At 52.4% G+C, this 20456-nt stretch carries 11 protein-coding genes; 4 read left to right on the top strand and 7 right to left on the bottom strand.

Going from position 1 to position 20456, the window contains the following annotated elements; all coding sequences use genetic code 11:
* Positions 1-19 precede the first annotated feature (19 nt).
* The 5 genes from G0Q06_RS03760 to G0Q06_RS03780 form a co-directional block, all read right to left on the bottom strand.
* A complete protein-coding gene (locus G0Q06_RS03760) occupies positions 20-1720 on the bottom strand; it encodes a right-handed parallel beta-helix repeat-containing protein (protein WP_163962601.1) in 1701 nt (566 codons plus the stop codon).
* Positions 1721-1805: 85 nt separating this feature from the next.
* Positions 1806-4739 (bottom strand): TonB-dependent siderophore receptor, encoded by a 2934-nt coding sequence (locus G0Q06_RS03765; RefSeq protein WP_163962603.1) that lies wholly within the window; start codon positions 4737-4739, stop codon positions 1806-1808.
* A 104-nt stretch (positions 4740-4843) separates the two neighbouring features.
* Positions 4844-6625: an alpha-1,3-galactosidase-related protein gene (locus G0Q06_RS03770; RefSeq protein ID WP_163962605.1), complete on the bottom strand. Its 1782-nt coding sequence runs from the start codon at positions 6623-6625 to the stop codon at positions 4844-4846.
* A 56-nt stretch (positions 6626-6681) separates the two neighbouring features.
* Positions 6682-7107: an EF-hand domain-containing protein gene (locus G0Q06_RS03775; protein ID WP_163963320.1), complete on the bottom strand. Its 426-nt coding sequence runs from the start codon at positions 7105-7107 to the stop codon at positions 6682-6684.
* A gap of 17 nt (positions 7108-7124) precedes the next feature.
* Positions 7125-8918 (bottom strand): right-handed parallel beta-helix repeat-containing protein, encoded by a 1794-nt coding sequence (locus G0Q06_RS03780; RefSeq protein WP_163962607.1) that lies wholly within the window; start codon positions 8916-8918, stop codon positions 7125-7127.
* 205 nt (positions 8919-9123) lie between these two features.
* On the opposite strand from G0Q06_RS03780, the gene G0Q06_RS03785 reads away from it, so the two are divergent.
* The 4 genes from G0Q06_RS03785 (at position 9124) to G0Q06_RS03800 (ending at position 13647) form a co-directional block, all read left to right on the top strand.
* Positions 9124-9906: a YqjF family protein gene (locus G0Q06_RS03785; RefSeq protein ID WP_163962609.1), complete on the top strand. Its 783-nt coding sequence runs from the start codon at positions 9124-9126 to the stop codon at positions 9904-9906.
* A gap of 116 nt (positions 9907-10022) precedes the next feature.
* Entirely contained in the window at positions 10023-10514 is a 492-nt protein-coding gene (locus G0Q06_RS03790) for a hypothetical protein (protein ID WP_163962610.1), read from the top strand.
* A 92-nt stretch (positions 10515-10606) separates the two neighbouring features.
* Positions 10607-10753, top strand: coding sequence for an SDR family NAD(P)-dependent oxidoreductase (locus G0Q06_RS03795; protein ID WP_163962612.1), 147 nt, complete (start codon positions 10607-10609; stop codon positions 10751-10753).
* Positions 10754-10941: 188 nt separating this feature from the next.
* Positions 10942-13647 (top strand): PQQ-binding-like beta-propeller repeat protein, encoded by a 2706-nt coding sequence (locus G0Q06_RS03800; RefSeq protein WP_163962614.1) that lies wholly within the window; start codon positions 10942-10944, stop codon positions 13645-13647.
* Positions 13648-13876: 229 nt separating this feature from the next.
* Here G0Q06_RS03800 and G0Q06_RS03805 read toward each other — a convergent pair whose 3' ends face one another.
* Together G0Q06_RS03805 and G0Q06_RS03810 are read right to left on the bottom strand one after the other, a co-directional pair.
* Positions 13877-16672, bottom strand: a complete 2796-nt coding sequence (locus G0Q06_RS03805; RefSeq protein WP_163962617.1) for a glycosyl hydrolase 115 family protein — start codon at positions 16670-16672, stop codon at positions 13877-13879.
* Between the two features lie 81 nt (positions 16673-16753).
* Entirely contained in the window at positions 16754-20455 is a 3702-nt protein-coding gene (locus G0Q06_RS03810) for a glycoside hydrolase family 2 protein (protein WP_163962618.1), read from the bottom strand.
* Between the last annotated feature and the right edge of the window lies 1 nt (position 20456).

Consider the following 20456-nt stretch of genomic DNA (forward strand, 5'->3'; position numbering starts at 1 on the left):
AGGTTCAGGGGGGGAAGGGTTAGGTATTTAAATTCGGCAAGGGGTCAGTTTCGCAATATAGCTCATCTTTTATGGACACGTTGCTGCAGAATGAAATTATAAACGGGCTTTCCGGATTATCAATTCGGGATGCTTCAATTTGATTGTCCCGCCACTGGAGATTGTCCACGCAGAAGGCATGAAGGAGCGGGGATTGGTTGCCGCGGATAAACCGGTTATCCTTGATTACTATGTTCCGGTTATAGCGTGAGGACTCCCGTTTTTCATGGATACCTGCCTGAACGTCTATGACTCCCTTTCCCCAGACACCAAAGAGGCAGTTGTCGAAAGTGTTTCCCTGAATTACACAGTCGCTCACTCCACCCTGCTCAAACCAGTAGGAGGCATCCCCTTCAAAGAGGATCGCTGCCCCGGGAGTGTGGAAATAGTTATTTTCTACACGCGTCTTGCCCCGGCAATTCAGGAGCATGCCTCTTGCCCGGTTGTTGCGAATCGTGTTCCCGCTGATCCTTACCTCGGGATAATCCCGGTTGGCGGCGATGGCGTCGCCAACTGTCAATCCCTCTGGGATGGGCTTTTCGAGGACAATTTGGGTGAATTCCTTGTTTAGCGGCTTTTTGCGAATGACTTTCCCTTCACCAATTGTCTGGAGGCTTCTTCCATCAACAAATTCGATTTCCAACCCTTCGTGGATGAAATCAAATCCAATCTGCTGGGGATGAACCAGCCTTACGAGAAGTTCATGTGAACTGATCATTCGGGCGATCTGGACGTAGACCCCGTGAATATTGGTCGCATCATCTCCCTGGTTCTCAAACAGGTTGTCGGTAAGGCTCAGGAGACCTGTGCAATTTGCAAAGTGTGTTGCATCAGCCGTCGTGCTGAGAATACGACCCTTGGAAGGCGTCACCCGACACTTGTCGATGTGGACGTTGTGACAAAGTTGGGCCAAAATTCCCATTCCACCGGCATGATGAATCGTAATGGATTCCACGCATATGTCCCTGCTCTCATTTAAAACGAAGGCAGGATAATTCCGGTGATTGGGGCCGAAAACCAAGGTGTTTCCTGGTTTACCCGTGAGGCCCTTGATCGATAAGCGTATAGTCCGTTTCCCAATTTCCCTGGCAGGGTAGGAGGCCGTTCCGTTGAAATAGTAATCCTTGGCCATGAATGCAGTCTTCCGCTCAGTGGTATCAAACTCGAGGAGATGATTACTGCCGTAGACAAGCCTGCTTGCTGCGGAATTAGAAGATTCAACGGCTGAATCATTCCCGACAAATCGAAGCAGACCGCCGCAGATTTTGTACGGGAAATGCTCCGGAATGTGCAGGTCCATTCCTTCATCGTCGACGCTGAGTATTCGGCCCTCACTGTGGAAGCTCCGTTCAAAATCGACAGAAAACTCCTTCAGGGTGATGGATGAGGATTTGGATACAAAAAACGGGTTGATCAGGCCGTGGAAGACAAATTCCGATCCTTGTCCGTCAATGGTGAACTCCTCAAAGTCGATCAACGGAAAGACGATCCGTTTCAATCCTGCATCGTTATTGCACAGGTAAAGGTAGAGGTCCTTCGCGAAATCCGGAAAAAAATCATACCTTCCATTGGGGAAAACGAGACAGGAAACATTGTGGGTCTGGCAATATTGCAATGCTGCCAACACTCCCGGCGTCGCGTCGGTCCCATCAGGGACAACCCCGAACTGCTCGACACTCATAGAGGCCAGGTTGTCCTGGTCTGGTAGAGTTCGGACAGTTTTCTCTGCATGCTGCATTCCGGCGACTTCCTTTCGACGATCCAAATTACCAGCGGAGGGTGGCCATCAGGGTGAAGGAGCGGGGGGCTTTCATCTGCTGGGCGGTGAAGTAAGGATTCCCCGACAAATCGTCGATTGCCCGGCGAGGGAAGGTCCCACGGTCGTCAAGCAGGTTGTCCACATTCAGCTGCAGGACCAGTGTCTTGGAACCAAGGAAAATCGGGTAGCGGAGCATGGCATTCATGACGAAAATCTCCTCGCCCCGGAAGGGGCGGTTGGGATCCAGAATGTCATTCTCGTCAATGGCGAAGCCAAGCACGTCCTCATCCTGCCAGCGGAATCCGCCCCCGATCGCCAAGCGCTTCAGCGGGCCTTCGCGGACGGTGTAAACCGAATTCAGGATGACCTTCCATTCCCGTTGGACACGCGGGGCAATGCCCTCGGTTGCGTGGATGTCTGTTACGTAGGCCTGCAAGCGGTCGATGGCATCGCCAACGGTTTGGTATTCCGAGAAACTCACCGAGTCATCAAGCGGCGCATCACGATTCGCCTCCCAGGTTGGAAGGTATTGGGCGATATACCGATCTGTCACGGGCAGACGTGAATCAATGGTTGTTTCGATCCTGCTTACGATCAAGCGGAGGTTCCAACCCGGCAGCGGGTTACCGACGAGGCTGAATTCCAATCCCTCTGACTGGTCGTCACGGAAGGTGACCCAGCGTTCTTCCTCAATGATCAAGGATGGATCCACTATATCCCACATGTCGTTGATCCAGTTCGTCATCTGTCCGCGAATATTGCTTTCGCGCTGGTTGACGGCTGATGTCTCAAAGAAGGTCAGGGATGCGTTGAGTTTATCATTCAGCAGGTTGGCACGAATGCCAAAATCATGGGTTTCACCAAGGGTGGGCGGAGGTGCATTTCCATAGATGTCCTTGAAGAGGGCGGATGAGGAAATCAAGACATCCGAAAAATTGTAGAAGACCATCCAGTTCCGGTTTAGCCTGAAGACGACGGAATAGGTCGATGTCGGGTCCTCGTCCGTCACTTCCTTGGGATCCTTGGTTCCGTAATTGAATGTTCCGTCGTAGAGGATTTTGTCACCAACATCCCATGGGGACCCCCGGAAGTTTTCTCCCGCGTATATGTTCCCATCAACAAATGGAAACGTTGTGCGGCGGGATGACGACTTGTCATCGCGGATTCCGGCGGTGAGGATCAGGCGTTCATACCCTTCCCGGGCCTGCCAGGTGAAGTACTGAGCCGCCAGAAGATAGGTTTCACGAACTTCATCAATATCTCTTGGAGAGGTGTGCCGTATCCAGCCCGAGGTGACCCCGGGATCGTCGATCAGATCGAAGTTGGACTGGTAGTAGGGTATAGCGAAAGCCCCGTCCGGTGTTAAATCGGTCCGAATGTAGGCTCTGGTGGAGAGCTTGTTGGACCAGTCGCGCAAATCATTGGGAAAGTCTCCAGGAAAGTTACCCAGGAGGCTGGGGGTCGTATTGACCCGTCGAAATCCGGCAAAAAGCGAACGGACATCGCGACGCTCGATCATGCCCACCAGGTTAAGACGGCCTACAGGAATACGCCCAAATAGTTTCCGGTCCCGAAGGTCCAGCTCATAGGTGACCGTGGCCCGGTAGGTATCAGCCGTATTCTGGGCCCCCACGACCTCCGTGCGGGTGGTTTCGATATAGGTGGAAAGGAAATTCGGATTCGGAGCTCCATTGGGAAGCACTTCGTTGGGATCGATTCTGAGTTGGCCTCCCGGGAAGGCCTGCACCGTGCGGTGCTTTGTCCAGTTCCGGTTGTAGGCCAGCTCAATGTTCAGGTTTGGAAGGATTTGATGCTGGAGGTTCACCATGAAATCCTGCCACTCAAGGTCACGCTTGAGCCCGTCGCCCATCAACTGGAGACCTTCGACATCGTAGATGGCGTTGTCCTCCGTGTAGGACTTTATACGGGTCTCATTGATATCGGGATGTCCGGGGATTTCATTTGCCTCCCCGCGGGCCATACCCCGCCAGGTGGTTGCCTCAATTTCCGGTTGGCCCTGGACGTGGACGGTCAGCTTCCCGTCACGATCGAGGCCGGTGCCCGGACTGGCGTCAAGGGGATCGCCCACGTTGGCATATGTCGGCCTTCCCGCCTCAATCCATGGAGTGACCCAGTCATAGCTTACCCAACCGTAGCGGAAAATGCGTTTCTCGTTCCCCTTTTCAAGGAAAAGGGTCGCGCTGGTCTTTCGGCTCGGACGCCAGGTGAGGGTTCCGAATACACCTTTTCTCAGCAGGCCCGCCGGCTCGAGAAATTCCTTTTTATCGAAATACAACGCCCCCGTACGGAAGGCCAACTTGTCCTCGATGACTTCACGGCTCACATCCAGTGTGCTTCGGAAACTTTCCTCCGAATCCGTCTGTACCTGGAGTTCAACTGTGTCTTTCCCGAAGCGCGCCTTCTTTCTCTCGAGGCTCAGCACGCCGCCAGGAGAGCCAATACCATACAGCACGGCATTGGGGCCCTTGGCAATGGTCAGGCGTGTGAAGCTGTAAAAGTCCAACGGCTGCACGCCCAGTTCAAAGAAATCCGCAAGGACGGAGGTGCTCAGGAAGCCACGCGAATTATAGGGATTGGAAAACCAGATCTGGTTCTGCACGGCATCCTGGTCGCCGCTCTTGTCCCAAGTCGTCACATTGCCGGATAAATCCAGCGCGTCGGTGGCGTCATTCGCACCAATGTCCTCGAGGAGCTCGCTCGTGAGGACATCCAGCGAAGCACCCACTTCGCCCAGGTTCGAGCGGATGCGTGTGCCCGAAAGGGTCTCTGTCGCCACGTAGCCGACTTCTGAGTCCGCGCTGACAACAAAAGGGCTGAGTTCAACAACTTCCTCCTCCTTCTGTTCAGTTTCCTGGGCCAGGAGGCCGCTGGCAGGAAGGGAAAGGATCAATAATAATGGGGTGATTCTTTGGGGATTCATAATGGAATTCATTGGGTAGTTATGGAAACTATACGAGATCCTTCCCGCCTGCACAGGTCGGAGCAATCAGGATCAATGATACGTAACACCAGGCGACTGCGTGGTCAGGGGTGCTGAGGGAACCCGTCGTTATCGATCAAGGTGAGGGTAGCAGCCGAAGTCTCGTCAGTGGATAGGGTGTGCGTGTTTTCGCCCTCGTAGGTATTGCTCTCGATCCGCGCATTGCGGCAGAAGGTGAGCTCAATCATCGGGGAACCGGGATGAAGGACTGGCGCCTCATTGGTCTGCATGATGGTATTCTGAAGAATTTCCAAGCCCTCCACGCGCTCTGCCCAGACGATGCGGTTACCGAAGGTATGGACCTGGTTACCGACAAAGCGAATATTCCGGTCATAGGTGGAGGAGGCATCAAACTGCCGGCCCAATCTCGGGGTGACCCTGAGGACGGCATGTTCCATGCCGCTGTATGCGCAGTATTCAAAGCGGTTGTTCTGAATGAGCACGTCCTCGACGCTTCCTGATTCAAACCAGAACCATGATTCTCCCCGGAGGAAGATCGTCGACATCATGGAAGAAAAGGTGTTGTCCTCGATAAGGACCGGTAGTGGTGTTTTCAGGACAACACTTCGAGCACGGTGATCCTTGATGGTGCAACCCCGCATGGTGAAGGAAGGATTCCATGTCTTGTTCTCGAGCAGGTCCCCGTCCTTCAGGGATTTCCCAAGGGGTTCCTCAAAGGTGATTACCGAATACGTTTCATTAAGTTGTCTGAAGCGGTTAACGGTCTTAAGCTGGCCGCGGGATGGATCGGGCGCATGGATCAGCCAGACTTGGTCCCCGGGATCGGCAAAGTGGAAGCCTGCCTGCTGGAAGTGCATCAGCTTTACCCGCACCGAGTGGTCATCGAGGACTTCATCCACGACCACGTATGCCCCGTGGACATTCGTGCCATCGTCCAGCATGTGCTGGAAGCGGCTGTTCTCGATAAGGACCTCTCCCTTGCAGTTGCAGAAGTGGGTCGCGTCGGCGAGGAGAGAAACCATTCGGTTGGAATCGGGCCGGACAAAGGCGCCACAGTCAGACAGGGTGACCGTGTCGCAGCGTTCAAAAAGGAATCCCATTCCCGGAGCATGGTGGAGGGTCACATCCTTGATCAGGATATTGCTTGAACGAACTCCGTAAATCGCGGGGGCATAGCGGTTCTCGCCCATCTTTCCCTTTGAAACGATCACGTTTCCTTCGTCGGGGTAGTGCCTTGAACGCGCATGTATTCTCAGCTGCCCATCAGGGTGCTGCTCTACCCGGGGAGAGTCGAGGTGCATGTCCCATGCACCGTGAGCGACGCGCCGGTGAGCCGGGTCAAAGGCAAGGGTTTCGCCCATGTGCGAATAGGAGAAGCCTTCAATATCGGGAAAAAGCAGTCTCTCCCTGCGGACCGACCATGAAAAGCCTTCCTTGAAAGGCTCCACGTCGATCCATCCTGCATCGGAATTGACCTGCTTGACGGTGGCCTGGAAATAGAGGGGGACGTCCCAGTCGATGGTCAAACCGGACACTTCAACCCGCTTGCATCCTTTGAAAAGAAAGGGCAGGACGCGCCCTTGGAAGATAAACTCAGCCCCGTTGCCTTCAATCTTAACGGATTCAAAGCGATCCATTGGAAAGATGACACGCTTCAGTCCGTTATCATGGTTTGTGATGGCCAGGTATTGCTCGGAGGCCTTGTCCCTGCCGAATTCGTATCGACCCGGTTCAAAGATGAGAACGACGTGGCTTGCCTCAACCGCCTCAAGTGCTTCACGCACAACCTCGGTAGCATCTTCATCACCCGGGCTGAATGAAAGGGTAGCCACCTCACCGGCAAAAGAGCCGGTGAGGCAGGTCATGGAAAAGCTCCAAAGACAAAGGAGTTTTTTTGGCGTTTTCAGAATATCCCGGTCCCTTACTTGATGGGTTTGGCCAGTTCCTTGTAGGACAGGGAACCGTCGCCATTCAGGTCCTTCTTTTCGAAGACACCCTTTATCCAGCCATCCTTGGCCGTGCGGCCATTGCGCTCTGCGCGTTTCTTGTGCATGGCGGCAAATTCCTCATAGGAAATGGACTTGTCCTGGTCGAGGTCTACCGGATGGGCCCCGAATTCCTTGTAGCTGAGGACACCGTCCCCGTCGCTATCCTTGTCTTCAAAAAGCCATTTGATCTGCTGCTCTTTGTATTCCCTTCCGTTCTCGGCGGCCCGCGCCTTATGCAGAATTTCAAACTCGTCCCAGCTGATGCTCTTGTCCCGGTTGAGGTCATTCTTGTTTGCCGACAGGGATGCAGTGGCAAGGGTGAGTGTAAGGAGGGCAATGATGGTGCGTTTTGCTTTCATAATTTTTTTGTGATGGGTTAATATGGGTTTTTTGTATCAATAGAGACGTTGTCACTGTATGTCACGTTGAAGGCGTCGAATTTGCGCGGGGTCGGTGAATAAGCGTCCGTCTTTTCCACGGTGTTGTTTTTCCATGTCAGGCCGTCCACGCAGTAAACATTGAGAAGGGGCGTATCATCAAAAACGCGGAAGGTATTGTCCTCGATGCGGATGTTCCGGTTGTACCGGCTCTCCTCCTTGCGCTCATGGATGCCGGCCTTGACGTCGATGATAGCCTTGCCCCAAACGCCGAAGAGGCAGTTCTCAAAAATGTTGTTGCGGATCACGCAATCCGTCACACCGCCCTGTTCAAACCAGAAGAAGGCATCTCCCTCGAAAAGGATGGCTGCGCCCGGGGTATGAAAGGTATTGTTTTCCACGACAGTTTTTCCCCGGCAGTTAAGCAGCATGCCGCGGGCCCGGTTGTTCCGGATGATATTGTTCGCAATGGTGACTTCAGGATAATCCCGGATAGTCGCGATGGCATCCCCCGGTACGAGCTCCGCCGGGGCCTCTTCTTCAAGGGTGACCTGCATGTACTCCTTGTTGATCCGGTTGAATTCCTTGACGATACCGCGCCCGTAGGAGATGAGGCTCTTCCCTGTCACGAACTCCACCTCAGTCCCCGGGCGAAGCAAGTCGAACCCGTGCTGCTGGCGGTGTTTCAATTGGATGAGGATTTGGTTCGGGGCGGTTTTCCTTGTGACTTGAGCGTAGATGCCATGGATGTTTGTCGCGTCATCCTTCTGGTTCTCAAACAGGTTGTTGGTCAGCTTGATGTAGCCGGTGCAGTTCACAAAGTGGGTCGCATCGGCCGTCGTGCTGAGCATGCGCCCGTTCGACGGAGTGACTTTGCAGTTGTTGATCGAAATATTGTGGGTGAGCTGCCCCAGGATGCCCATTCCACCTGCATGGTGGATTGTCACCGACTCGAATGTGATGTCCGAGCTGCGGGTCAGGACAAATCCCGGATGTTTCCGGTGGTTGGGTCCGAAAACGAGTGTGTTTCCCGGCGTTCCAACAAGATTGGGAATTCGCAGGAGGACCTTGCGGCCATCCAGTTTCTTCACCGGGTAGGATGCAGTCGTCTTGAAATAGTAATCCCGCGCCATATAGGCGGTCTCACGTTTTTCGGTGTCAAACTCCAGCATGTGGCCACTACCGTAAACCGTTCCCTTGCTCACCGTTGTGAGCGGTCCCGTTTCTTTCTCGCCGGAGGTAAAGGTCAGGAGCCCGTTGCGGACTTCATACGGGAACTGCTGGGGGATCTCAACTTCCATTCCATCCTCATCCCATCCAATGATGATGGCCTCGCTGTGGAAGGGGCGGTCAAAGTCCACCGAGAAGTTTGTGAGGGTGATGTTTGAGGAGTCCTCGACGAGGAAGGGGCTGATAAAGCCATGGAACACAAATTCAGAGCCCTGTCCGTCAATCTTCAGGTTCTCAAAGCCGACCAGCGGAAAGACGACCCGCTTCAGGCCCTCGTCGTTGTTACTGATGTACAGGTAAATCTCCTCGGCAAGATCCGGATGGAAATCGTATCGGCCTTCAGGGAAAAGCAATGTCGTGGCACCCGATTCCCGGCATTTTTCGAGAGCTTTCCTCAGGGCAGGGGTGCAATCCCCGCCGTCGGGAAGGACATCGTAGTCCGCCACGTTCAGGATATCCGCCTTGCTTTCGCTTTCGGCTTTCAGGGATGCCGGAATGGCCATCGCGGCACAAATGGATCCAATAAGGACTTTGCTCAGGGTTTTCAGTGCCGGCCTGTTCATGCTTCGTCCGTCTTCGTTTTTATTCCAAGGTCACATAGAATGGCGCTGGGGTATATTGTCATATCTGGTAAAAGAACAAAATCCAACTGCTTTGACAGTCCCCCTCTGTGCAACTCTTCTGATACGTAACATGGGGCAAGTTGAGGGGGCGTGCTCACTGGACCCTGATTGCAAATCCGGTTGGACGGTGCTAACAGTTGTAGGTATGTCCTCTGATTCCTCACATGCCTCAGTGCCCAAAGCACCGGACCTTGCCGGACGTGTTGCCCTGACGCGCAGGCCCGAGAACCGTTCACCGGTGATGTTCCAGCAATGGGCCAATCTTCTTTTCCTGCACTGGGCGGTATCTCCGGAGACAATCCAGGCCACTCTCCCACCAGGACTGTATGTGGACACGTACGACAACAAGGCATGGCTCGGGGTAGTGCCTTTCTTCATGAAGGGGTTGAGGCCCCGTTTCTGTCCGGCGGTTCCCGGGCTATCCAACTTCCTTGAGCTCAACTTAAGAACCTACGTGCATGACCGGCACGGGCGGCCGGGGGTCTGGTTCTATTCGCTGGATGCCAACCAGGCCATAGCGGTCAAGATTGCCCAGACGGTGTTTTCGTTGCCCTATGTGTATGCGGAAATGTCGGCGCAGACGCGACCCGGCAAACCGATCGAGCTCCACTCCACCCGGAGAGGTCAGCCCCAGCAAAGCTTTGCTTACGCTGCGGGGGATTCCATCGGCCACGCGGATCCGGGTTCACTGGAACACTTTCTCGTCGAGCGCTACCTGTTGTTTTCCTATCGGAAAAAAAGCCAGTCGCTTTTCATGGGTCGTGTGCATCATGCACCTTATCCACTTTTTAAGGCGGAAGTCTCCGCCTTCAGTCGCGACCTGTTCCGACTGAACGGCTTTGCCGACCCGGGACGCCCCTTCGATCATGCGCTCATGGCCCCATCCGTGAATGTCACTGTCTACGGACTGGAGCAGGTGCCCTGCTAATGCGGTTGACAAGGTTTTCTAATATACTGAGCATTTTTGAGCGCCATCTGGCGGGCAGACCCAATTCCTCCGCCGATCTGTGTGCTCATCAAATAACCTTCAATCCAGGAATATCCATGAAGACATCGTCCCTGTTCTCAAAATCCATTGCCGCTATTTCACTGCTGGCCCTTTTCACTGCTCCGGCCGTTCTCTCCGCGAAGGCGTATGAGGCCGGTGGCAGCGCGACTTACATCGTCACGGACTCGGAGTCCACGACCCATCCTGACGGCACCGTGACCGTTATCCAAACCAGCAAGTCGGTGGTCGTCTGTGATGACGAAACAGTTCCCTTCCACCTTGGCTCCCAGACAGCCGTTGGCACCCTTGTGATGGATGCAGACGGCAATTTGCTCACAACTGCAGGCTATCTGCATACCGTTGATCCAGACGGCGACGTCATGTACATCTGGTGGCGAGGCATTGAAGGTGGCTCCGAATGGGGGTTTATGAGCGGTTCCGGCAAGTACGAAGGCATGGAAGGCGGGGGCACCAGCAAACTCATTTCCATGCAACCCGACGGCAGCCAGGTCATTCGCTGGCACGGCAAATGGACCATGAAGGACTAGGTTGCGAATCGGAAATATATCCCATTTTAGGAGGGACCCTCCAACTGCTAAGGGGAGGGTCCCTTGAATTATAATCAGCAGAAAATCAGCATATGAGCACACTCACAGGAAAAGTCGCCTTGGTAACTGGCGGGACATCGGGCATTGGCCGGGCGACGGCGGAGCTGTTGGCGAAGAATGGGGCGACGGTGGTGATCACCGGGCGCCGCGAGGCCGTGGGCGGTTTCCTGAAAACTTGAATCAGCTCCTGTTGCAGTTGTATTTTGTAGCGTTAAAATGGCTACAAAATTGAATTGTATTTCAAATTGCCTTTCTTGCTTGAGCCCGGTTGTTTAAAGGCGGATGGCTTTTCGTTTAGCCTTGTCGAAACGGCGCATTTATGCATAAACGTTTAATCTATAACGAGTGAACCCCGTATGCCCTGCTCATGAAAAGCCTATCTATCACTGCAATTCTTTTGGCAATGGCCACCCATTCCGGCCTCAGTGCGGTCTTTCATCCGAGTGGCAGTGAAGATATCGACACGATGAGGAAGGAGATTGTGGCAGACCCGACGACCGCCGGGAATTACCGTGAGCGGTCGGTGTTGCTCTTTGTGTGGCTGGGCAGCCTGCAGCAACAGGGAGCGGACACGCACTCGTTTTTCGACACGGACAAGGCCTATTACGCGCTGGAGACCCAGATCGTCCGGGGAGCGGGACTGGTCAGGGAACGGGCGCTGGGGAAAGTCGGCGGCGTTGTCGATGAGGGGTATGCGGTGCTGGAGGGCATCTCCAGAAAATTGAAGGAGGAGGGACCTATCCACGAACCATTCAAGGGCGATCCGGTCGGGTTTCCAGAGGGTGGGGACATGGACGCGGATTGGCCGATGTTCCAAGCGAACAAGCACAACACCGGCTACACGGAGGCTCCGGGACCGAGGACCGGTGAGCTGGCCTGGAAATTTCCAGTGGGCCTTGGCTGGTATGCCCGACCGGTGGTTGAAGGCGACCGCGTTTACGTGGCTTCACCCGGCATGCACACGACCAGCCTTTGCCTGGATTTGGAGACAGGAGAGGAAATCTGGAAATCAACACAGAGCCATCCGCTCTTTGGCATTTATAAGTACCCCGCTCTCATGTCGACTCCGGTTGTTCTCGAGGACAAACTCATTTACCGGGAGGTCAATAGCCACGGAGGCAACGAAGGACAGGCCCGCAATCTAGTCTACATCGACAAGGAAACAGGTGAGACGCTGGCCCGCAAGTATGCCGGTCACATCGACTACCGGACGCAAGTCGCCCCCGTCGCCAGCAACGGCAAATATACCGTCTATCCATTCGGGGTGCACGACATCTATGGCACGCCGGCGATCTGCCAGAACCTCAACCGCTTGATTTGTGCGGACGTCGATAATAATCGCACCCTGTGGGACTTGAATGTGGGGGATATCGACGTACTGGCGGAACCCGTCCTGACCGATTACCTGGTTTTTCAAGGAACGACTGATGGGTACTTGTATGCCGTCAATCTATCCGGTGAGCGGAGCCCCTTGATGGATCCAACATGGGATCACAGTGCCGGCCAGCGGGTGGCATGGTCCTTCAAGGCAAACGGTGCTGTGAATACGTCGGTCACGCTGGTTGACAGAAAGGTCTACTTCGGGTCAAACGGAGGGACCCTGTATTCACTGAGTGAACACACAGGCGAAGTTGTCTGGCAGACAGAAATTTCCGAACCGGAATCCGGTGCGCGCAAGCAATTCACCGTTCCCCTGTATTTCGAGGGCAAACTCTACTTCGGGAGCGCCAATAAACACATTTACTGCGTTGATGCGGAAACCGGGAAGGTTGAATGGCAAACCGCGCTCTCTGATTGGATACGCGCCAAACCTGGAATGACCTCAGAGGGGCTTGTAGTGGCAACGGTCGACGGCCAATTAACGTGTCTCAGCAAAGAGGGTATTCCCAAGTGGACACAACAGGTCTCCACACATCAAATTTATGCCGACTTGGTTGTGGCAGGGAATTCTGTTCTCGTCAGTGACAGCGACCTGTGGCTTCGCCGACTGGATGCGAAGGGGAATCTGCTCTGGAAGCGCAGCCTGCTCAATGCCTATGAGAATGAAGCGGGCGAGCGTATCTTCACGGATATCCTTTCAGGTGGGACTTATTATCAGTCAAAGCCGACGGCCGCTACCGGGAAAGTTTATTTTGGCAACGCTGCGGGTTTCCTCTTCAGTGTTGACGCGGAGACCGGCAAGGAGATCTGGAAATTCGAAATGGGCGGAGCGATCTCTGTTGGGCCAGCGATTGGGGATGGCAAGGTATTCGCGGGTCAGCAGGGTGGGGAGCGCTTCTTTTACGCTGTCGATGCCGACACGGGTGAACTTGTCTGGAAGCAGACTATTCCCGGCGGTTGGGTCTGGGGCTCGGCCGCCTACGACGATGGAATTGTTTATGTGCCGACCGTGAGCGGCTACTGCGTCGCCCTTGATGCAAAGACAGGCAATATTATCTGGATGTATCCAACGGCAAAATCCGTCCCGGCAGAACCGGCGATTGACGGAGACCTGGTCTACTTTGGCTCATGGAGTGGAACGCTCTATGCCTTTGATAAGAAGACCGGGGAAATCGTCTGGAAACGGAGCGGGATCGGTCTTGATTCCGGAACTCTGATTGCCTTTGAGGGGAGCATCTATTTGCCGCACCACAGCAGTGTCTTTATGTATTTTAATGCGAAAGACGGGGAGATTATCAGCCGCGGCAATTCGAACCCCGCCCACACTGGAAACTTTTCCAATTTCAACGCCACACCGGCCTTCTTCAAGGACCGTGCTTACTACACGGCCCGGGTTGGGGCAGGACTGCGAGGCGTCCCGGCGGCATCCCGTATATATTGTGTCGATTCCAAGACGGCGGCGATCCATTGGACTTTTGAGGATGGCGGTGGTCTATCCGCCCCGGCGATTGCCAGTGACCGGGTCTACATCGGGTCGGGCAATACTCCGCTCTTTTATTGTCTGGATGCCTTTACCGGCGAGCCGCTTTGGATCTACAAGCTCGGCCAGCGGGTGGAGGAAGCGACCCTCTGCATTTACAGGGACAAGGTATACGTGCTGGCCGGGGATGGATACGTCCATGCCATCGAATAACTTCTTGAATAAAATAGGATCGCTCACAATCAGGACATCTTCCGGCTCGCTCGAATTAAAGCAGTCCATTACCCTTTAAAAAATTCGAGCCTCGGGCATATCACGGGGTAGTCTACTTCCGGCTACACAGGCGATAGGGAGGTATTTGCGGTCCTGAAAATTTCCGGTCAGTCTGGGTTTGGAGGCCAGATCTTCGTTTGAAGGTTATTTAATTTACAGGGCGTCGGGTCTATTTGATCGGCACGATTTCGACTCGACTCAGTGCTGTGCCTGGATCCAGAATCGCTACTGTGAGTTGTACCGGCCCAGGGTGTAGCTGATCTACCACGACAATCTGCTCAGAGTATCCGCGGAAGACATTATCGAACCAGGTTGGCGAGCGATAGAGTGTGTTCATGTCAGCGATTTTGAAGCTGCCTTCCCCAAGGCGAACACCGATTTTAAGTGACCGTCCTTCATGGATGGGGAAGGTTGGAACACAGTGAATTTTCACCTCAAAGCGTCCGGCTGGCAGATCAACGATAGTGAATGCAGATGGGGCGTTTTCCGCTTGCGTCCACCCCTTGCCTGTAAACTTGACGGGTGAAAGTGATGCTCCCTCAACTCCCAAGCCTTGAACAAGTTGAAGATTTTTGGCATCGGCGATGGTGAATGATCTTGCTGGCAGGGTGACGGAGGGATTTGGCTTTTTGACAAGAATCTGCTTTGGAAGGATTTGCTCGGGGAGTGTTCCAAACTGTATGGCTTTTATTTTGGCATTGGGTTCGCGCTGGATGATCTCAAGCGTGTTATCTCCTTTTTCCAAGTCGAACAAACCGATGTTTCTCCAGCGCCAATGCTCACCCGTGCTAATGTTGTTTGCGACCAGTAGTTTCCCGTTAATCCGGACGAAAAAGGAATCTTCGTCAGGTGTTGGGCACTTGAGATAGAAAGTCAGCATGCGAGTAGCCTTGATATCAGAGTGAAATCGATAGATAGCGTTTCCACCAGTCGATTCATCACAACGCTCCGGGGCCTCCCCATAGAGCATGTTGTCCTTGAGTGTCATGGGAGCTTGAATGCTCATGAGGTCAACGGCTAGGTCGATTCGAAGACCAGGAAGAAGGGAAGGCTTAAGGAAGACAGCCTGTTCGCGTGGGCTATCATCCATCATCCCGTTCCACTTTCCATCTGCAATACCTGTGTTGTAAATTTCAGTGATAGCGGCGATTTCATCATATGCTTCAACGGCCGAAGGGGGATCGTTGAGAACGAGTGAAATGATTTTTTCATTCAACTTGGCTGCTCCTTTGACCGGGTATAGAATTAATTGAAAATAGGCGTCCTGCAGGTGCTTGGGGATACGGGGTTGGAGCGCTTCGGTTTTTGAGAGAAGCGACTCGTAGGCCGTTAACCGATCCTCAAACTCCTCTTTTGTGCGCTGAACAAAATTCATATGCTCGGGCTTTCCAGAGGCTGCCAATCTATAGTATTCTGCTTTAATATCGGCAATTTCTTGAGCCACTACAGGTCCGAAAGTTTCTTTTGCCCAACTAAAAGCATAGTCTGGTGCACGTTCAGGACGCCACGCGTTAATGTCCCAGGCAAGGTCCATTGCAAATTGAATCTCCATTTCTGCGGGTTTCAGGTCTCCCACATTAAAGATCCACATACGGTCCGCACCATAATCAAAGGCCTTGCACATTTCATAGGAGATCAAGGAGGGGGAAATGCTGCTCAGCCAGAGCCAATCCTGTCCTGGAAACCAGTAGGATAAATGATAATAAACACCGCTCCCACCTGACCGTTTTTGTTCTTCGGGGTTGGAAAGTTTGCGGATGTAACCGTGGTTATCATCGGCCCAGACGATGGTGACATCTTCGGGAGGGACCGCTCCTGCCTGATAAAGAGAGAGCACTTCTGCATACGGAATAAAAGCCTGCGGTATTTCGGTCAGAGCTTCGCTTTTGTGTTCTTCGAGCATCGCTCGTTGATCCGCAAAGACTTGATTCATGATTTTAATTTTATCCTGCACCGATTTTCCCCCGCGAATCCCACTGTCATGAATCCCACGCATACCCAGAGTGAACGCACCTTGGACGTCATCCTCTTCGGTCTGAATAACCCGGTCTTCCCAGTAACGCCGAATATTCTCTCTGTTTGTGTCGTAACGCCACGGACCGGGTTCATTTCCGTACTCATCCTCGTAGGTCAGGTTCCATTCATCCACATTGTTGCGGAGCATTGGCTCGCAATGAGAGGATCCAATGACAATTTGGTATTGATAGGCCATCTCTCGGTTCCCTTCGTATCCAAAAAAAGCACGAGTTCCCAAGTGCATGGCTGGCCAAATAATGTTGGACTTCAAACGCAGCATCAGCTCAAAGACCTTTGCATAGGTATTGGGACCGATATCATTATGAGTTGGGTCAATGTTTTTCATTGCCCAGGGCCGGAGACCGAAGTCCTCATCGTTTAAGAAGATACCACGATACTTGACGGAAGGTGGCCCCATCAGTACGTCGTCCAAATAAATGCTTAGTTCCTCCTTTTGATCGGGTAAAACATCCGCCCAGTAAATCCAAGGGGATACGCCAAGACGCTTCGATAGTTCGAAAACGCCAAATGCTGTTCCGCGTGGGTCACTGCCGACGATGACGAGAGCTTGATCCAATCCTGAAAGTGGTTTTTCAATAACCTGAATGGCGAAGGTCTCCCATTTTCCGTCAAGGGCGACCGTGGAGATTTTCTCCGACGCTGCCAGTTGGTCGATCAACTCTGACTGTCCAAGTGTTCCAGCAATAATAGCACTCGATGACGAAAGCTCTTTGTTCCCTATTGTTGGTGTGGTTCCAGTAATGGCCGAAATATCGCCTGCCAATGCCGTAACGGCTATTTCAACTACGGGAGAGTCATTTGTGCTGAATAAAATGGGAACACATACGTTCGACCGGAAGATTGAGAAGTTCGATTCTGCAAGCAGAACCTGCTCAATGCCCAACCCGGAACCAAATAGGATGCTGATAAACCACAATTTAATTTTCATTTTTTAAAATTTCCAGAAACGAGTGACTGAAATCGGGACAACTTGGTTCACCCAAGATAGGGTCCCTCTTAAGACTGCATCTTATTCAAAGTTATATTTGAGGATGTTGGCTATGACGCGGGCATTGATCGGATCATGATCAATGGCATCCGTGCGGAGTTCGCTGACCAGCAGTTTTCCATCTCCACATTTAAGTTCAAAAAGCGGCACGCCACCAATTTCTCGATAATCAAGGGGTGTTTGAAGATAGCCGTGCCATTCCAGGGTTTCTGCCAAAGCAGTGACATTCGCGTGAAAGCGGTCCAGGGAGAAGCGTCCGGTGGCTGCAAAGGGGACATTGCGGTTGTCAGAAAACCAGGCGAGGTCCAAAGGTTGGAGTCCGGAAAAGACAGGACTTTCTTTACGGTTCATCGTGACGATCTCCTGTCGGAAGGGCGTATACGCTTGAACCAATTCCGGGGCTAACCCGATGACCTTTTCGCGATTATTCAGTAAAATTGCATATCCTCCCGCTTCCGCAAAGGTCTTGATTTTATCATAATCAAAAATCTTATCCGCTTGTGCAACGAGTAGGATTCCTTTTCTGCCAACCAAACTTTCAACGGTGGGTACGCGCTGTACAGAAAGACCCACATGCGTTCCGAGGCGTTGGGCGAGGGTGTCACCTTCAATACTGTAGTAAGGCCCCGTTGCTTTAAGCTCTGGCGACTGCGCCCATTGCCTGGTAGCTAAAGTGAGGTCATATTCATTTTTTGAAACTTGGTGACCATCTTCCAGTACTCGTAAGACTAACATAGCATGAAGACGATCTGCACCCAATTCCTCGGGAATCAGAAGGGTAAGGGTCTTCTTCTCACTTTGGTAATACGGCAAATCTGAAAACGGGAGCTCTTTTTCCGTAAGAATTCGGCCATCACTTACCAACTGACACAGTAAGACGGGCTTATGAAGCTTACGGAAAGATTCATCCCCGTTTAGGAGCGTAATATCGCTGGTCAAGGTATCTCCGGCATAGAGGTGACGCCCCAAAAGTTCGGCACTCGCTAGAATCGGTTCGTAAGCCAGTTTCAGGCGCATTGCGGTTTGTGTGGGCGAAATCCTATTCACTTCATGGTTATTATAAAACCATGTATGGAAGGCAAAGACCATGAGCCCGTTGCTTCTTGTATGCTCTACCCGGCGAAACATCTCCACCAACCCCTTTGTAAGCATACTGTGCCGTTCGATAAAGAACTCCGGATTGCTTTCCTCATAGGCATCTTTCCCCACTGTCGTCTGGGGCGTTTGATGATCGAAGAGATAAAACCGACTGGGCAAGGCATCATCTGCGCGGGGATAACCGGTGGACACTTCCTGCCCCATTAAGGCGCGACCTGGCGTGTGAAATTCACGAGCAAACTCTCCTTTCTGGAAATGAAAGAAACTTCTATTATACCACCCAAAATAGGCATGTGGATCATCCAAATCCCCATCATCCAAATCATATTTTTGAATGATCCGCTCATAGCGTCCACTTCGCATCACATGTTTACGGTAATATGAAGAATCCGCAATGACCGGGCGTGTCGGATCAAGCTTTCGAACCAATTTTATTCCTTCTGATAACGCGATGCCCTTTTCCAAGACCTCATTATCCGGTCCTTTTTTCACATAGAATTTCATTTCATTGTTCATGGTCCACAGGAATACCGCAGGACGGTTACGATTCGCCTTCACCAATTCGCCCATTTCCCTTTTCCATATCTCGATGGCTTCATCGCTTGGCATGTCACGCAACATCAACCAGGGGAATGGACCTTCAAAGGAAATCAATACTCCGATCTCATCCGCCGCATCCAACCAAATATCTGAATACGGACTGCAGTGGGTGCGGGTGGCAACGACATTGTGTTCCAGGGCAAGTTTCATAAACTTGCGGGCAAGAGGTTCATCATACGGTTTCATATGACCAGGGGTGTGATTCGCACCACGGATCCAGAACGGCTTTCCGTTCAATCGGACTTCCGCACCCTCCACCTCGATGGTTCGAAACCCGACCTGACCTGTCATTTCATCAATGACATCATTATTCCGGGTCAGCTGGAATGAAATCCTGTAGAGATTGGGAGCGCCCGGGGCCCAGAGTTCTGGTGCGACGGTCGGGGTTTGAAAGGTTGTTGTTCGCTTCTCCCCCGCATCCAAAACCGTTTTTTCGACGATACCTCCGCAAAGCCGTTCCCCGGAGGTTTTGTTGTTAATTTCATAGTGGAGGGTTACTACCTCTGCCTTTTCTCCATGGTTCGTGTAGGTAAGATCAATCTCCGCACCCTCCAGCGACGGTTTAAAGTAAAAATCGTCTATCTTGATTTTTTCAGTGATGACCAACTTCACGTCGCGCCAGATTCCTGCCGGACTGTTATTGTAGAACCCGTGCGGAATATGCTGATGGAGCAATTTTTTAGCTTTGTGACTCTTTCCCGGATCTAACTTTTCTACCTCGTCCTCACCATCAATGATGTTCCATGCGTCGGTATAGTTTTGATCGATCATTGGGGATATATTGCCTGAGAGGTCATCCTCCCATTTTTTCCAGCACTGGACGACAATCACATTACGGCCCGGTTTGACCAGGTCGGTAACATTGATTTTTTGGGGCGAGTACATGCCGATGTGGTCATGAATCTTCTCGCCGTTAAAATAAACCGTACTTACGAGGGCAATTCCCTGGAAGTCTATCACCACTTCCTTGGAATGAATATCTTCAGGGAAATCAATGTAGTGGCGATACCATGCCGACTGTGTCTTGAGGGAATCAAAGGTGTATTTCTTGCAACGTGCTTCTTCGATGCGGTGAAGTTTGTCGTTCTGGCCCTTGTTCAATCCGCGGCTCATGGTTTCCCCTTCGAGCCAGGCCGCAAAGGGTACCCAGAAGTTGGGTACATCGATCACATGTGCCTTGCGATCATCGTAATCCTTGGCAAAGACATCCATTCCTTCCGACTCGTAATCGGGAATGAAGAGCCAGTTCCCATTGAGCAGGAATTCATTTCTAGGATTATAGAGGAGCGGAACATAAAACGGCCGATATTCCGCTCTTTGCATTTTTCGTTTTGTTTCTCTTTGTTCTGCCACGAGTTCGACCGGAGTGTGCTTCTCTACTCCATCGAAAAAGGATTTATCTATTTTGGAAACCGTAACCTGATCAAATTCTGTTGGTAAGTAACTTCCTCCCAAGGAAATGCCACCCGCCGAAATAGGGGCTTCATTATCATGGACAAGAATTCGTGGCTGATCTTCCCCGTTGAGATACACGGCTATCCGATTCCTCATCACAGCGACCGTAATGTCGTACCATGTCCCGGGAGCGGGTGAGAAATCGAGCGGTGTTAGATCCAGAATCTTATCGTATCCCTCAGCACCGTAACGCGCGAGATAAAGGTGGTTGTTTGCCCCCCCACGGAGGGCCACGACATACCGGAAATCACGATTATGATGGCGGAAGCCAGCCCAGATCTGAACTTGCCGAGCATCCTCGGGACTTCGAGCGCGAAATTTCATCATGTAGTCGCTCAAGTCGGATCCGCCGGCAACCGCCCATCCATCTGTCACGCGGAGAACCCCATCTTGAACGACAAATTCTCCGTTATTGAACGTAGACCACGTTCCACCCGAAAGCCGATCCACTTCAAAAGAATCTTCGAACAGAAGACTCGATCCAGACGGATCTATCGTCTCAGTGGCAAATGAAAGTGTGCCAATGACGAGTAAGGTTACCAAGATGATCGGGTAGAAATATTTTTTCATA

Source organism: Oceanipulchritudo coccoides, from assembly GCF_010500615.1.
GTDB lineage: Bacteria > Verrucomicrobiota > Verrucomicrobiia > Opitutales > Oceanipulchritudinaceae > Oceanipulchritudo > Oceanipulchritudo coccoides.

Coding starts and splice junctions, on each gene's coding strand:
- G0Q06_RS03800 (WP_163962614.1), top strand. CDS start 10,942: ATGAAAAGCCTATCTATCACTGCAATTCTTTTGGCAATGGCCACCCAT.
- G0Q06_RS03790 (WP_163962610.1), top strand. CDS start 10,023: ATGAAGACATCGTCCCTGTTCTCAAAATCCATTGCCGCTATTTCACTG.
- G0Q06_RS03810 (WP_163962618.1), bottom strand. CDS start 20,455: ATGAAAAAATATTTCTACCCGATCATCTTGGTAACCTTACTCGTCATT.
- G0Q06_RS03785 (WP_163962609.1), top strand. CDS start 9,124: ATGTCCTCTGATTCCTCACATGCCTCAGTGCCCAAAGCACCGGACCTT.
- G0Q06_RS03765 (WP_163962603.1), bottom strand. CDS start 4,739: ATGAATCCCCAAAGAATCACCCCATTATTATTGATCCTTTCCCTTCCT.
- G0Q06_RS03775 (WP_163963320.1), bottom strand. CDS start 7,107: ATGAAAGCAAAACGCACCATCATTGCCCTCCTTACACTCACCCTTGCC.
- G0Q06_RS03805 (WP_163962617.1), bottom strand. CDS start 16,672: ATGAAAATTAAATTGTGGTTTATCAGCATCCTATTTGGTTCCGGGTTG.
- G0Q06_RS03795 (WP_163962612.1), top strand. CDS start 10,607: ATGAGCACACTCACAGGAAAAGTCGCCTTGGTAACTGGCGGGACATCG.
- G0Q06_RS03770 (WP_163962605.1), bottom strand. CDS start 6,625: ATGACCTGCCTCACCGGCTCTTTTGCCGGTGAGGTGGCTACCCTTTCA.
- G0Q06_RS03780 (WP_163962607.1), bottom strand. CDS start 8,918: ATGAACAGGCCGGCACTGAAAACCCTGAGCAAAGTCCTTATTGGATCC.
- G0Q06_RS03760 (WP_163962601.1), bottom strand. CDS start 1,720: ATGAGTGTCGAGCAGTTCGGGGTTGTCCCTGATGGGACCGACGCGACG.